This window comes from Streptomyces sp. NPDC103540, assembly GCF_055584445.1.
Genome location: NZ_JBVJMA010000001.1, coordinates 696,299 through 710,166, shown reverse-complemented (window position 1 = coordinate 710,166; position 13,868 = coordinate 696,299). Strand labels below are relative to the sequence as shown.

Below are 13,868 nucleotides of genomic sequence, written 5' to 3'. Positions count from 1 at the left end.
GCGTGTCCGTACGGCGGGCTCAGGCCAGGAGCCGGCCCCCGAAGCGGGTCACGACCAGGATGGCCACGACCGCGTACAGGGTCAGCGGCACCAGCCAGTGGGGCAGGGCGCGCAGCGGGGAGCCGGGGGCGGACAGCCGGCGGGTGACGTACCAGAAAAGCGGGATCACCACCGCCCACACCAGGGCGCACCACGGGCACAGCGCGCCGATCTCGTACAGGCACTGGCCGATCAGCCACGCCGTGAACGCGAAGCCCGCCGCGAGGCCGGTCCACAGCGCGCGCCACAGGAGGCGGGGGAGCGCCGCCCCCGCCGCGAGGGCCGCGCCGAGTGCGGCGAGCGCGGCGAAGCCGGCGAGGCCGAGGAGCATGTTGGGGAAGCCGAGGAGGTTGCCCTGCCAGGTGGTCATCACGTCGCCGCAGCCGATGACCGCGTTGACGTCGCACCCCGGGACGAAGGCGGGGTCCGCGAGGGAGCGCAGGTGCTCGTACGTGAGGGCGCCGGAGGCCAGGGTGCCGAGGAGGCCGCCGACGAGCAGGAGCAGGCCGGTGCGCCGGTCCTCGCCGGTGTCGGGGGTGGCGTGCGGCGCGGCGGGGGTCATTCCCGTGACGCTACGGGCGCGGCGCGGGCCGTCCCAGGGCGGAAGGTCGCGGGTCCGCGGGGCGTCCGACCCGGTCCGGGGGAGACGTTCGACCCAAGCGGAGTGCCGCATATCACTTCATATGTCCGACATGCTGATCCGATCCGGGCCCCGGACCACGGATGATGGTGGGCATGCACGTCAAGCCCGTCCTGTCGGCGTACCACCGGGCGGTGGCCGCCGGCCGCCGGATGGCCGAGGGCTGGGCCGACTCGCCCCGGGCCCAGGACGTCCTCACGGCCCTGAGCTGCCTGGGCCTGATGGCCCTGGACCTGCCCGGGCTCGCCGCCGCCGACAACTCGCTCGGCGGTTGGACCGCCGCGCTGGTGCTGGCGGCCGGCTGCGCGACCCTGCTGGTGCGACGCCACACGCCCTGGCCCGCGTTCCTCACGGCCCTGCTCTTCATCGGCTGGCTGCACGAGCTGACCCTGGTCCAGTTCGCCCTCTACTCCGTCGGGCGCTACCGCGGCCGCCGGGCCGCGATCGTCGCCACCCTCGGCTACGTCGCCTTCGCGCTCGGCGTCTTCAGCGTGCCCGGCTGGCCCGAACCGAGGGCCGCCAGCCTCAGCTCCTTCCTCAGCCTGGTCGTGCCGATCGGGGTCCTCGCCTCCTTCGTCGGGGTCGCCGCCTTCCGCCACGACCTGGTGCGCGAGCTGGAGGCCCGGCAGGCGGAGTCGGCGGTGCGCGGGGCGGTGGAGCAGGAGCGCACCTCGGTCGCCCGGGACGTCCACGACTTCGTCGGGCGCGAGCTGACCCTGCTGACCGTGCGCTCCGAGGTGCTGTCGATGCGCGCGCGCGAGACGGCGTACGCGAAGGACTTCGAGGAGCTGGCCGACACCGCGCGCCGGGCGCACCTGGTGCTGAACGAGATCATCGTGCAGCGCGGGGAGCGTGCCTCGACCCCCGGCGTGGAGGGGCTGACGGCCCTCGCGGAGGAGAGCGGCCGGGCCGGCTCGCCCGTCCGGCTCGTGATGGACCCCGAGGCGCACGGACTGTCGCCGCTGCGGCAGGCCGCGGTCTACCGCGTGGTGCAGGAGTGCCTGACGAACGCCGCCAAGCACGCCCACGGGGAGACCATCGACGTGTCGATCTGCGCCGAGGGGCCCCGGCTGCGGATCGCCGTCAGCAACGCCCTCCCGGCCCGGGCGCCGGCCCTGGCCCCGGTCTCGGCGGGTTCGGGCACGGCGAGCATGTCGGAGCGCGTGAGCAGCCTCGGCGGCACGCTGACGGCGACCCGTACGCAGGACGCGTACGTGGTCATCGCCGTCGTGCCGCGCGGCTGAGGGCGGGTCTCAGACCCGGCCCGGCGCCAGCAGGGAGGTGAGGGAGTCGAAGTCCTCCACGCAGCGGCCCGAGCCGAGGGCCACGCAGTCCAGCGGGGCGTCCGCGACGAAGACGGGGATGCCGGTGGCGGAGGCGATGCGCAGGTCGAGGCCGGGCAGCAGCGCGCCGCCGCCGGTCAGGACGATGCCGTGCTCCATCACGTCGCCGGACAGCTCCGGCGGGCACTCCTCCAGGGTGGCGCGGACGGCGGCGATGATGGCCTCGACGGGCTCGTCGAGTGCGCTGCGGACGTCGGCCGCGGTCAGCTCCAGGGTCTTCGGCATGCCGCCGACCTTCTCGCGGCCGCGCACGGTGAAGGTGCGGGTCTCCCACTCGGGCCGGTCGGGTACGGGCCACGCCGAACCGATGGCGATCTTCACGTCCTCGGCGGTGCGCTCCCCGATGAGCAGCGCGTGCTCCTTGCGGACGTGGTCGATGATCGCCGCGTCGAGGCGGTCGCCGCCGACCCGCAGCGACTGGGAGGTGACGATGCCGCCCAGCGAGATGACGGCCACCTCGGAGGTCCCGCCGCCGATGTCGACCACCATCGATCCGCGGGCCTCGGCCACCGGCAGCCCGGCGCCGATCGCCGCGGCCATGGGCTCCTCGATCAGGTGGACGGTCTTGGCCCCGGCCCGGGTGGAGGCGTGGATGATCGCCCTCCGCTCGACGGGGGTCACCCCGGAGGGCACGCAGATCACCATGCGGGTGCGGGGCCGCCGGCCGGGCACGGCCTTGCGGACGAAGTGCCGGATCATCTCCTCGGCCGCCTCGTAGTCGCAGATCACCCCGTCCTTCAGGGGACGGATCGCGGTGATGGAGCCGGGGGTGCGGCCGATGGTCTCCTTGGCCTCGGTCCCGACGGCGAGGGCGGTGGTGGTGCCGGCCTTGACCGCCACCACGGACGGCTCATTGAGGACGATCCCGTGTCCACGGGCGTAGACGAGGGTGTTGGCGGTCCCCAGATCGATGCCTATGTCGCGGCTGGAAGCGGACGCGGTGGTACTGGCCTGCGGCATTTGTTCCCCAATCTCCTGCCGCAAGGCTTGCATAACGATCAGGTCGCGGTGTGCGCCGAACGTCCCGAAACGGCCGGGTCGAAAGTCCCTGGGGTCCTCGTCCGTAGACTGGGTGCGTGAGTGAGCAGCAGCCCGAGAGCCACGACCGCGACGACGTCGACCACCTCGCCGACTCCTTCGACGAGTTCGACCAGATAGTGGCGGAGGAATCCGACCGCGACCCCGACCTGGCGGTGATCGAGGCCGGCAGCCGCACCCTGCGCGCCCAGGCCGGACCGCCCGCGGGCGACCCGGTGCCGTCCCGCCCCGAGGACCCGGAGGTGGCCAAGGCGCTGCTGGAGGTGGAGCAGGAGCTCGCGACCCGTTGGGGCGAGACCAAGCTCGAACCCTCGGTCAGCCGCATCGCCGCCCTGATGGACGTCCTGGGCGAGCCGCAGCGCGCGTACCCGACGATCCACGTCACCGGCACCAACGGCAAGACCAGCACCGCCCGCATGATCGAGGCCCTGCTGAACGCCTTCGACCTGCGCACCGGCCGCTACACGAGCCCGCACGTGCAGTCGATCACCGAGCGGATCAGCCTCGACGGGCTGCCGATCGACCCCGAGCGCTTCGTCGAGACGTACCACGACGTCAAGCCGTACGTGGAGATGGTCGACGCCGCCGAGGAGTACCGGCTGTCGTTCTTCGAGGTGCTGACCGGCATGGCCTACGCGGCCTTCGCCGACGCCCCCGTCGACGCGGCCGTCATCGAGGTCGGCATGGGCGGCAGCTGGGACGCCACGAACGTGATCGACGCCTCTGTCGCGGTGATCACCCCGATCAGCCTCGACCACACCGACCGGCTCGGCTCCACGCCCGGTGAGATCGCGGGGGAGAAGGGCGGCATCATCAAGCAGGACGCCACCGTGATCCTGGCGCAGCAGCCGGTGGACGCGGCGCAGGTGCTGCTGAAGAAGGCCGTCGAGGTGGACGCGACGGTGGCCCGTGAGGGCATGGAGTTCGGCGTGGTCTCCCGCGAGGTCGCGGTCGGCGGGCAGATGCTGACCCTGCGCGGGGTCGGCGGCGAGTACGACGGCATCTTCCTGCCGCTGTACGGGGCCCACATGGCGCACAACGCGGCGGTGGCGCTGGCGGCCGTGGAGGCCTTCTTCGGCGTCGGCGCGGAGCACGCGCGGGAGCTGGACGTGGAGACGGTGCGCCGGGCGTTCGCCTCGGTGACCTCGCCGGGCCGCATGGAGGTCGTGCGCCGCAGCCCGACCGTGGTCCTGGACGCCGCCCACAACCCGGCGGGAGCCCGGGTGACCGCCGACGCGGTGACCGAGTCCTTCGGCTTCAGCCGACTGATCGGCGTGGTGGCGGCGAGCGAGGGCAAGGACGTCAAGGGCGTCCTGGAGGCCTTCGAGCCGATCTTCGCGGAGGTCGTCGTCACGGAGAACTCCAGCCACCGCGCGCTGTCGGCGGACGAGCTGGCGGCCGTCGCGGTGGAGGTCTTCGGGCCCGACCGGGTGCAGGTGGAACCGCGCCTGGACGACGCCCTGGAGGCGGCGATCACCCTGGCGGAGGAAGAGGCCGAATACGGAGGGGCCGGCGTTCTGGTGACCGGTTCCGTGATCACGGTGGGCGAGGCCCGCCTGCTGTTCAAGAGGGGCTGAGGGATCGATGCGCACGCTCTGCGCGAGCACGCTGATCGGTGAATTCTTCGTCATCGGTTTCGCGGGCCTGGTGGCCATGAAGAACCCGGACCTGACCCAGGCCCAGGTGTGGACCGTCTGCGGTGTGACCATGCTGCTGTCGGTGCTGCTGTGCGGGATGCTCTCGCGCCCCGGCGCGGTGCAGCTGGGCTGGGCCCTGCAGATCGGTCTGATCGCCAGCGGCTTCGTGGTGCCCACGATGTTCTTCCTGGGCGGGGTCTTCGCGGCCCTGTGGTGGTGCTCGGTGCACTACGGCCGCAGGATCGACGCGATCAAGGCCCGCTGGGCGGCGGCGCAGGGCGAGGCTCAGGCCTGACCTGGTGTGCCGCGTCGTCCGGGTGCTTGACTTGCCCCGGCCGACGCGCTCCCCGCCTTGGCGGGGGTGACCCGGGCTTGCCCTCGTGCTCGCCGTATTGGGCGTGCTGCTCCCCGCCGCGGCGGGGCCCAGGGGTTCGCGCGTCGGCCCTGTCCGACCCCTGTAGCCTCGGGTAACCGCACCCGTTTGCCGCAAGGAGTTACAACATGACCCAGCGCACGCTCGTCCTGCTCAAGCCGGACGCGGTCAGGCGTGGCCTGGTGGGCGAGATCATCGGCCGCTTCGAGCGCAAGGCGGGCTGGACCATCCCCGCGCTGGAGCTCCGTACGCTCGACCGGAGCATCCTGGAGCAGCACTACGCCGAGCACGTGGGTCGGCCCTTCTACGAGCCCCTCATGGGCTTCATGTCGAGCGGCCCCGTCGTCGCTCTGGTGGTGGAAGGGGAACGCGTGATCGAGGGTGTCCGACAGCTCGCCGGACCCACCGACCCGATCGCCGCCGCGCCCGGTTCCATCCGCGGCGACTTCGGCACCATCACCCGGGAGAACCTGATCCACGCCTCGGATTCCGAGGAGTCGGCGGAGCGCGAGCTGAAGCTGTTCTTCCCCGCCCTCTAGTACCCCGAGAGCCTTCCCGAGCGCTCTTTCCTGACGAGACATCAGCCAAATAGCGCTCATGACCTGGGGCGACCGAAGTAATTTCGGTCGCCCTTCGGTATTGGGGCCGCCGACCGGGAACGCAAGGACAGGACACGACGTCACCACTAAGGGGGCGGGTATCCGTTCCGGCGGGATTGCCGGAGTCCCGTCGCGCGATGTCCGTACCTGCGGCACTACGATGGGGCCTCCACCCACACACCCACCTCGCCGACCTGACAGCAGCCGCTATCAACTGGAAGGCCAGACGCTCCTCATGGGGAACAAGGGGAACAACATGTCGTTCATCGGCCGTGACATGGCGATCGACCTCGGGACCGCCAACACGCTGGTGTACGTGAGGGGCCGGGGAATCGTTCTGAACGAGCCGTCCGTGGTCGCCATCAACACGAACACCGGTGGAATCCTCGCGGTCGGATCCGAGGCGAAGAAGATGATCGGCCGAACGCCCGGCAACATCGTCGCCGTCCGTCCGCTCAAGGACGGCGTGATCGCCGACTTCGAGATCACCGAGCGCATGCTCCGGTACTTCATCCTCAAGATCCACAAGCGACGCTACCTGGCCCGCCCGCGCGTGGTGGTCTGCGTGCCCTCCGGCATCACGGGAGTGGAGCGCCGCGCCGTCATCGAGGCGTCCACGCAGGCCGGCGCCCGCCAGGTGCACATCATCGAGGAGCCCATGGCCGCCGCCATCGGCTCGGGCCTGCCCGTCCACGAGGCCACCGGCAACATGGTCGTGGACATCGGCGGCGGCACCACCGAGGTCGCCGTCATCTCCCTCGGCGGAATCGTCACGGCGCAGTCCATCCGCGTCGCCGGCGACGAGCTGGACAACGCGATCATCCAGCACATCAAGAAGGAGTACTCGCTCCTCCTCGGCGAACGCACCGCCGAGCAGATCAAGATCACGATCGGGTCGGCGTACGACCTCGACAAGGACGAGCACACCGAGATCCGCGGCCGTGACCTCGTCTCCGGCCTCCCGAAGACCGTCGTCATCTCGGCCGCCGAGGTGCGCAAGGCCATCGAGGAGCCGGTCAACTCCATCGTCGACGCCGTCAAGACCACCCTCGACAAGTGCCCGCCGGAGCTCTCCGGCGACATCATGGACCGGGGCATCGTGCTGACCGGCGGCGGCGCCCTGCTGCGCGGTCTCGACGAACGCCTGCGCCGGGAGACCGGCATGCCGATCCACATCGCGGAGGACCCCCTGGACTCCGTGGCCCTCGGCTCCGGCAAGTGCGTCGAGGAGTTCGAAGCCCTCCAGCAGGTCCTGGACGCCCAGCCCCGACGGTGAGCGAAACCCCACGAACGGGGCATGCGGAACACAAGGATCCGCCGTACGGGTGCTAGCGCGCCGGTGCGGCGGATCGTTGATATACAGGCACAGTCCGGACGGAAACCCGGCTCCCGTCGGAGCGGCTCCGCCGCACGGTTTCTACGAGGAAGGCACGGCCGCCGCACGTGAGGGACACACGAGAGAGCCGGCTGCTCCTGGTACTGCTGATCGCCATCGCGTTCGCGTTGATCACGGTGGACATCAGGGCGGGAGAGCAGTCGCCGGTGGACGGTGCCCGGCAGGCCGCCGCGGCGGTCTTCGGCCCCGTCGAGAAGGGCGTGGCCACGGCCGTGGACCCGGTCGCCCACGCCATAGGGGCGGTACGCGACTCCGGCGGGCGCCACAGCCGGATCGCGGTCCTGGAGCGCGAGAACACGGCGCTGAAGACCAAGCTGGGCAGTGACGACCAGACCCGCAACCGCATCCGCGAGCTCGACGAGATGCTCAAGCGCGCCGGCGCCGGCCAGTACGGCATCAAGGGCGCGGAGGTCATCGCCATAGGAGCGGCCCAGGGCTTCTCCTGGACCGTCACCATCGACGCGGGCAGCAAGGACGGCATCGAGCGGGACATGACCGTCCTCAACGGCGACGGACTCGTCGGCCGCGTCGCCACCGTCGGCCCCGACACCGCGACCGTGGTCCTCGCCAACGACCCGGACTTCACCGTCGGCACCCGCCTGGAGAAGACCGGCGAACTCGGCTTCGCCACCGGACAGGGCGACCGCGCCCTGTCGGTGCAGATGCTCAACGGCCGGGCGCGGATCAACCCGGGGGACCGGCTCGTGACCTTCGGTTCGCGCGGCAACAAGCCCTTCGTGCCCGGCGTCCCGATCGGAGAGATCGTCAAGATCGAACCCGTGCGGGGCGATCTGACCCGCACCGTCTGGGTCCGCCCCTTCGTCGGGTTCTCCCGCCTGGACATCGTCGGCGTGGTGGTCATGCCCCCACGCGAGGACCCGCGCGACGCCGTCCTGCCGCCCAAGCCCGAAGGGCCCAAGCCGACCCCGACGGTCACCGTCACGGTGACCCCGTCGGCGTCGGCCGGCGCGCCCGCCAAGCCGGAAGACGAGTAGGGGCCGACGATCATGCGCTTCAACCGGATTCTGCTGTCGGCCACGCTGGTCGTGGTCGCCCTCGTCATCCAGGTCGCCGTCCTCGGACGGCTCCAGCTCCCGGGCGCCGTCCCCGACCTCGTCCTGCTGACCGTCGTCGCGCTCGCCCTGGTCTACGGACACCTCGGCGGCGCCCTCATCGGCTTCGGCGCGGGCCTCCTGACGGACCTGGCACCGCCCGCCGACCACGCCGCCGGGCGGTACGCGCTCGTCCTGTGCCTGATCGGCTACCTCGTCGGCCTCGTCCGCCCCGACAACGGGCGCTTCCGCTCCGCCTGGGGCCCGATGCTGACCGTCGTGGCCGCCGCGATCGGCTCCACCCTCCTCTACGCCGGGGTGGGCGCCCTCGTCGGCGACACCGCCGCCCGGCACGTGGGCCTGACCGGGCTGGTGTTCACCGCCACCCTCTACGACCTGCTGCTGGCCCCCTTCACGGTGCCGTTCATCATGGCCCTCGCCCGACGGGCCGAGAACGACCCGATGGCGGTGGAGGCCGGCGGCGGTCCGCCCCAGGGCAAGGACGTGTCCTCCGGTTGGCTGGCCGGCGGCACGGGGCTGCGGATCGGCAGCCAGCGGGGCGGCCTGCGCATGAAGAGCAGCCGGCTGCGGGCCAACCGGGCCGGCCGCATAAAGGGCGTCAAAGGCGTGAAGAGCGTCAGGAAGCTGTGACGGGGGAGCACGAGGCATGACCAACATTCCCGAGACCGGCCGCACCCCCCGGGTGCAGATCCGGCTCGCCATCATCCAGATCCTCGTCTTCTCCCTGCTGTTCACCCTCGGTGGCCGGCTCTGGTACCTCCAGATCCGCAACGGCCACGAGTACGCCGACGCGGCCCGCAACAACCACGTCCAGCGGGTGGTGCAGCCCGCCGTGCGCGGGGCCGTCCTCGACGCCCGCGGGGTCCCGCTCGCCGACAACGAGACCCGTCTCGTGGTCTCCGCGTCCCGCACGGAACTGATGCGGATAAAGGACCGGGGCAAAGAGGTCCTGACCCGCCTCGCCGGCGTCCTGGACATGAAGCCGCAGGACGTCATGGACAAGGTCCGGCTCTGCGACTCCAAGACCCCCAAGCCCTGCTGGAACGGCTCCCCCTACCAGCCGATCCCGGTCACCCTGGAAGCCACCACCCAGCAGGCCCTCCAGATCCGCGAACGCCCCGAGGACTTCCCCGGCATCACCGCCGAACCCACCGCCGTACGCCGCTACCCCGCGCCCGGCGGCGCCCGCATCGCGCAGGTCCTCGGCTACCTCTCGCCCGTCACCGACGACGAGATCCAGAAGGCCAAGGACAGCGACTCGCCGCACCTGCGCTCCGACCAGGTCGGCCGCTCCGGCATCGAGCGCACGTACGACCGGCAGCTGCGGGGCAAGGCGCAGGTCACCTCGTACGAGGTCGACAACCTCGGACGCGTCATGGACCAGACGAAGTCGGACCCGGGCGTCGCCGGATCCACGCTCGTCACCAGCATCGACGCCCGCGTCCAGGCCGTCGCCGAGTACGAGCTCCAGCAGGCCATGAAGGCCGTCCGCAACGAGACCGACAACATCACCGGACGCAAGTACGAGGCCGACTCCGGCGCCGTCGTCGTCATGGAGACCAAGACCGGCCGCGTCGTCGCCATGGCCTCCCAGCCCGACTACGACCCCAACGCCTGGGTCGGCGGCATCTCCGGCCAGGACTACGCCCGCCTCACCAGCAAGGACTCCAACTACCCGCTGCTCAACCGCGCCATCCAGGGCCAGGCCCCCGCGGGCTCCATCTTCAAGGTCGTCTCCGCGAGCGCCGCCGTGCGCGCCGGCTACCCCTTCAACGACAAGTACAACTGCAGCGCCTCCTACAGCATGGGCGGCCGCAGCTTCGCGAACTTCGAGTCCCAGGGGCACGGCCCGATCACCCTCGGCGAGGCCCTCAAGTTCTCCTGCAACACCGTCTTCTACGCCCTCGGCCACAAGGAGTGGCAGCACGACGGCGGCCTGGAGCCCAAGAAGGACGCGCACGACTGGTTCTACCGCACCGCCCGCGAGTTCGGACTCGGCTCCGAGACCGGCATCGACCTGCCCAACGAGGTCACCGGCCGCATCCCCGACCGCCACTGGAAGCAGAGCTTCTGGGAGGCCAACAAGGCCTCCTGGTGCAAGCAGGGCAAGAAGGGCGGCACCTACGTCGAGCAGATCGCCTACGAGAGCTGCCTCGAAGGCAACCAGCTGAAGGCCTACGACAGCATCAACTTCGCCATCGGCCAGGGCGACGTCCTCGTCACCCCCATCCAGATGGCCACCGCCTACGCCGCGATCAGCAACGGCGGCACCCTCTACAACCCCACCGTCGGCAAGGCCGTCGTCAGCCCCGACGGCAAGATCGAGGAGATCAAGCCCGCGGCCCACGGCAGGCTGCCCGTCGACGCCAAGACCGTCAAGGACCTCGACAAGGGCCTGCGCATGGTCGTCGAACCCGGCGGCACCGCCGCCTGGCGGTTCGGCGGTTGGCCGCTGGACCGGATCCCGCTGCGCGCCAAGACCGGCACCGCCCAGGTCTACGGCAAGCAGACCACCTCCTGGCTGGCGACCTACACCGACGACTTCACCATCGTGATGACGATCTCCCAGGGCGGCACCGGCTCCGGCGCCTCGGGTCCCGCCGTGCGCAACATCTACAACGCGATGTACGGCCTCACCATGGAGGGGAAGGACACGGGCAAGGCCCTCCTGCCCCGGCCGGAGGCGAAGCTGCCCACCGTCCACCCCGACGGCAGCATCGACGCCCCCGAGATCAAGCCGTACGTGCCCCCGTCCCCGGAGGACCTGGCGCCCCCCGCGCTCGCCGGCCCGCCTCCCCTGCGGCATGACTGAGACGTGATGATGCAGACCGCCAACAAGTTCTCCGTGTCCCGGTACGCGCCCCGCAAGGGCCCGCTCAACCGGCTGACGGCCCGCGACTCGGTCCTGCGCCGACTCGACTGGTCGATACTGCTGTCGGCCCTCGCACTGTCACTCATCGGCGCCCTGCTGGTGTGGTCCGCGACCCGCCACCGCGACTACCTCAACCAGGGCGACCCGCAGTACTTCCTCTGGCGCCACCTGCTCAACACCGGCATCGGCCTGGTCCTGATGATCGCGACGGTCCTGCTCGGCCACCGCAACCTGCGCGGCGCCGTCCCCGTCCTGTACGGACTCTCGCTCGTGCTGGTCGCGGCCGTGCTCACCCCGCTCGGCGCCACCATCAACGGCGCCCACGCCTGGATCGTCGTCGGCGGCGGCTTCTCGCTCCAGCCCTCGGAGTTCGTGAAGGTCACGATCATCCTGGTGATGGCGATGCTGCTGGCGGCCCGGGTGGACGCGGGCGACCTGGAGCATCCCGAGCACCGGACCGTCGTCAAGGCGCTGTGCCTGGCCGCAGCGCCCATGGGCATCGTCATGCTGATGCCCGACCTCGGGTCGGTCATGGTGATGGTCGTCATCGTGCTCGGGGTGCTGCTGGCGTCCGGAGCCTCCAACCGCTGGGTGCTCGGGCTGATCGGCGCCGGGACGGCCGGCGCGATCCTGATCTGGCAGCTGGGCGTGCTCGACCAATACCAGATCAACCGCTTCGCCGCCTTCGCCAACCCCGCGCTCGACCCCTCCGGCGCCGGCTACAACACCAACCAGGCCCGCATCGCGATCGGCGGCGGCGGCCTGATGGGCTCCGGCCTGTTCAAGGGCCCGCAGACCACCGGACAGTTCGTGCCGGAGCAGCAGACCGACTTCGTGTTCACCGTGGCGGGGGAGGAGCTCGGCTTCGCCGGCGGCATCCTGATCATCGGCCTGCTCGGGGTGATCCTGTGGCGCGCCTGCATGATCGCCCGCGCCACCACCGAGCTGTACGGCACCATCGTGGCCGCCGGGATCATCGCCTGGTTCGCGTTCCAGGCCTTCGAGAACATCGGGATGAACCTGGGGATCATGCCGGTGGCCGGTCTGCCGCTGCCGTTCGTGTCCTACGGAGGCTCGTCGATGTTCGCCGTGTGGGTGGCCGTCGGGCTGCTCCAGTCGATCCGGGTCCAACGGCCGATAAGCGCTTAGGCCGACGGGCCGACGGGCCGACGGGCCGACGGGCGGACGGGCGGGGGCGGGCCACGGCCCGCCCCCGTCGCCGTCCCCACCCGGCGCGCACGCCGGCGCGAACCGGCCGTCCGCGCGGTCCGGCCCGGCGACGTGCTCCGTTCGGGACTAGATTCGATCCATGGCGGACACGCAGCGCGAGATCGAGCGGAAATTCGAGTTCACGAAGTCCGGGGCGGAGCGGCGCGGGGTACCGGACCTGACGGGCACGGCCGGCGTCGCGACCGTCCGGGACCAGGGCACCGCCGAACTCGACGCCGTCTACTACGACACCGTCGACCACCGACTCGCCGCCGACGGGATCACCCTGCGCCGCCGCACCGGCGGCGAGGACGCCGGCTGGCACCTCAAACTCCCCGTCGCCCCCGGCGTCCGCGACGAGGTCCGGGCCGACCTCTCCGACACCGTGCCGGGCCCCCTCGCCGCCCTGGTCCGCTCCCGGGTCCGCGACGCCGATCTGCGCCCCCGGGTCCGGCTGCTCTCCTCCCGCCGGATCAGCCACCTCCTCGACGCCGACGGCGCGCTCCTGGCCGAACTGAGCACCGACGCCGTCACCGCGGAACGCGAGGACACCACCGCCGGCTGGACCGAGGTCGAGGTCGAACTCGCCGAGGGCGTCGACACCGGCCTCCTCGACGCCGTCGAGAAGGTGTTCGGCAAGGCGGGGCTCAAGGTCTCCGCCGCCCCCTCGAAGCTCGCCCGCGCCCTCGCCGAGACCGGCGGGCGGGCGCCCGAGCGCCCGCGCCGCGGCCCCGCGGACGGGACGGCGGGCGCCCACGTGTTGGCGTACCTGCGCGAACAGCGCGACGCCCTCGTCGCCGAGGACCCCGCCGTGCGCCGCGACCTGCCCGACTCCGTGCACCGCATGCGCGTCGCCACCCGCCGGCTGCGCAGCGCGCTCGCCACCCACCGCCGGGTCCTGGACCGCGCCGCCACCGACCCGATCCGCGCCGAACTGCGGCTGCTCGCCGGTGAACTCGGCGCCGACCGGGACCGCGAGGTCCTCCTCGAACGGCTGGGCACCCGCCTCGGGGAACTCCCGCGCGCCCTGTGCGTCGGCCCCGTCCGCGCCCGGGTGGGCACCTGGAACGCCACCCGCCGCGCCGAGACCCGCCCCCGGGCCCTCGCCGCCCTCGACGACCCCCGCCACCTGCGACTCCTCGACACCCTCGACGCCCTCATCGCCGACCCCCCGCTGCGCGCCGCCGCCCACCGGCCCGCCCGGCGCGTCCTGCCGAAGACGCTGCTGCGCGACTGGAACCGACTCGCCGACCGCGTCGCCGCCGCCCTGGCCATGGAGGCGGGCGAGGCCCGTGAGACGGCCCTGCACGAGGCCCGCAAGGCCGCCAAGCGGGCCCGGTACGCGGCGGAGGCCGCCACCCCCGCCCTCGGCAAACCCGCCCGGCGCCTGGGCAAGGCCGCCAAGAAGGTGCAGACCCTGCTCGGTGAGCACCGCGACGGCGTCGTCGCCCGGGAGGCCCTGCTCGCACTGGCGATCGAGGCCGAAGCGGCCGGGGAGTCCGGCTTCACCTGGGGCGTGCTCCACGGCCGCGAGACCGCCCTGACCACGGACCTGGAGCGGCGACTTCCGCACGTCTGGGCCAAGGCCCGCGCCAAGGCGGGGCGGGCGGCCCCGGAATGATCACGTGGGAGGGGGCCGGCGACCCTCG

At 71.9% G+C, this 13,868-nt stretch carries 12 protein-coding genes; 10 read left to right on the top strand and 2 right to left on the bottom strand.

All coding sequences use genetic code 11. The features are described from left to right. Positions 1-19 precede the first annotated feature (19 nt). On the bottom strand, positions 20-601 hold the full coding sequence (locus tag ACZ6ZI_RS03180; RefSeq protein WP_469515052.1) for a vitamin K epoxide reductase family protein: 582 nt from the start codon (positions 599-601) through the stop codon (positions 20-22). Positions 602-774: 173 nt separating this feature from the next. Between ACZ6ZI_RS03180 and ACZ6ZI_RS03175 the strand changes: the two genes are divergently transcribed. Continuing rightward, entirely contained in the window at positions 775-1,923 is a 1,149-nt protein-coding gene (locus ACZ6ZI_RS03175) for a sensor histidine kinase (protein WP_469515049.1), read from the top strand. 9 nt (positions 1,924-1,932) lie between these two features. Here ACZ6ZI_RS03175 and ACZ6ZI_RS03170 read toward each other — a convergent pair whose 3' ends face one another. Further along, complete coding sequence (locus ACZ6ZI_RS03170; RefSeq protein WP_469515045.1) at positions 1,933-2,982, bottom strand: rod shape-determining protein; 1,050 nt, start codon at positions 2,980-2,982, stop codon at positions 1,933-1,935. A gap of 116 nt (positions 2,983-3,098) precedes the next feature. Between ACZ6ZI_RS03170 and folC the strand changes: the two genes are divergently transcribed. The 9 genes from folC to ACZ6ZI_RS03125 all read left to right on the top strand — a co-directional run bounded on the left by folC (position 3,099) and on the right by ACZ6ZI_RS03125 (position 13,840). Then, positions 3,099-4,637, top strand: a complete 1,539-nt coding sequence (folC, locus tag ACZ6ZI_RS03165) for a bifunctional tetrahydrofolate synthase/dihydrofolate synthase (RefSeq protein ID WP_469515042.1) — start codon at positions 3,099-3,101, stop codon at positions 4,635-4,637. Positions 4,638-4,644: 7 nt separating this feature from the next. Then, positions 4,645-4,992, top strand: coding sequence for a DUF4233 domain-containing protein (locus ACZ6ZI_RS03160; RefSeq protein WP_469515039.1), 348 nt, complete (start codon positions 4,645-4,647; stop codon positions 4,990-4,992). Positions 4,993-5,198: 206 nt separating this feature from the next. Beyond that, positions 5,199-5,609: a nucleoside-diphosphate kinase gene (gene ndk, locus ACZ6ZI_RS03155; RefSeq protein WP_469515035.1), complete on the top strand. Its 411-nt coding sequence runs from the start codon at positions 5,199-5,201 to the stop codon at positions 5,607-5,609. A gap of 316 nt (positions 5,610-5,925) precedes the next feature. Further along, the gene (locus tag ACZ6ZI_RS03150) at positions 5,926-6,945 is read left to right on the top strand and encodes a rod shape-determining protein (RefSeq protein WP_030008578.1); all 1,020 of its coding nucleotides are present in this window, start codon (positions 5,926-5,928) and stop codon (positions 6,943-6,945) included. A 167-nt stretch (positions 6,946-7,112) separates the two neighbouring features. Then, positions 7,113-8,060 (top strand): rod shape-determining protein MreC, encoded by a 948-nt coding sequence (gene mreC / locus ACZ6ZI_RS03145; RefSeq protein ID WP_363063900.1) that lies wholly within the window; start codon positions 7,113-7,115, stop codon positions 8,058-8,060. A 12-nt stretch (positions 8,061-8,072) separates the two neighbouring features. Further along, positions 8,073-8,768 (top strand): rod shape-determining protein MreD, encoded by a 696-nt coding sequence (mreD, locus tag ACZ6ZI_RS03140; protein WP_363063898.1) that lies wholly within the window; start codon positions 8,073-8,075, stop codon positions 8,766-8,768. Positions 8,769-8,784: 16 nt separating this feature from the next. Beyond that, the gene (gene mrdA, locus ACZ6ZI_RS03135) at positions 8,785-10,950 is read left to right on the top strand and encodes a penicillin-binding protein 2 (RefSeq protein WP_469515030.1); all 2,166 of its coding nucleotides are present in this window, start codon (positions 8,785-8,787) and stop codon (positions 10,948-10,950) included. Positions 10,951-10,959: 9 nt separating this feature from the next. Next, the gene (gene rodA, locus ACZ6ZI_RS03130; RefSeq protein ID WP_363063916.1) at positions 10,960-12,159 is read left to right on the top strand and encodes a rod shape-determining protein RodA; all 1,200 of its coding nucleotides are present in this window, start codon (positions 10,960-10,962) and stop codon (positions 12,157-12,159) included. A gap of 160 nt (positions 12,160-12,319) precedes the next feature. Next, positions 12,320-13,840 carry a CYTH and CHAD domain-containing protein gene (locus ACZ6ZI_RS03125; protein ID WP_469515027.1) on the top strand — a complete coding sequence of 507 codons (1,521 nt, stop codon included), beginning with the start codon at positions 12,320-12,322 and terminating at the stop codon, positions 13,838-13,840. The last annotated feature ends 28 nt before the right edge of the window (positions 13,841-13,868 follow it).

What these genes read in the sequence shown, in the direction of transcription:
- ACZ6ZI_RS03180 (WP_469515052.1), bottom strand. Translation starts at nt 601, where the DNA reads ATGACCCCCGCCGCGCCGCACGCCACCCCCGACACCGGCGAGGACCGG.
- ACZ6ZI_RS03175 (WP_469515049.1), top strand. Translation starts at nt 775, where the DNA reads ATGCACGTCAAGCCCGTCCTGTCGGCGTACCACCGGGCGGTGGCCGCC.
- ACZ6ZI_RS03170 (WP_469515045.1), bottom strand. Translation starts at nt 2,982, where the DNA reads ATGCCGCAGGCCAGTACCACCGCGTCCGCTTCCAGCCGCGACATAGGC.
- ACZ6ZI_RS03160 (WP_469515039.1), top strand. Translation starts at nt 4,645, where the DNA reads ATGCGCACGCTCTGCGCGAGCACGCTGATCGGTGAATTCTTCGTCATC.
- ndk (WP_469515035.1), top strand. Translation starts at nt 5,199, where the DNA reads ATGACCCAGCGCACGCTCGTCCTGCTCAAGCCGGACGCGGTCAGGCGT.
- ACZ6ZI_RS03150 (WP_030008578.1), top strand. Translation starts at nt 5,926, where the DNA reads ATGTCGTTCATCGGCCGTGACATGGCGATCGACCTCGGGACCGCCAAC.
- mreD (WP_363063898.1), top strand. Translation starts at nt 8,073, where the DNA reads ATGCGCTTCAACCGGATTCTGCTGTCGGCCACGCTGGTCGTGGTCGCC.
- mrdA (WP_469515030.1), top strand. Translation starts at nt 8,785, where the DNA reads ATGACCAACATTCCCGAGACCGGCCGCACCCCCCGGGTGCAGATCCGG.
- rodA (WP_363063916.1), top strand. Translation starts at nt 10,960, where the DNA reads ATGCAGACCGCCAACAAGTTCTCCGTGTCCCGGTACGCGCCCCGCAAG.
- ACZ6ZI_RS03125 (WP_469515027.1), top strand. Translation starts at nt 12,320, where the DNA reads ATGGCGGACACGCAGCGCGAGATCGAGCGGAAATTCGAGTTCACGAAG.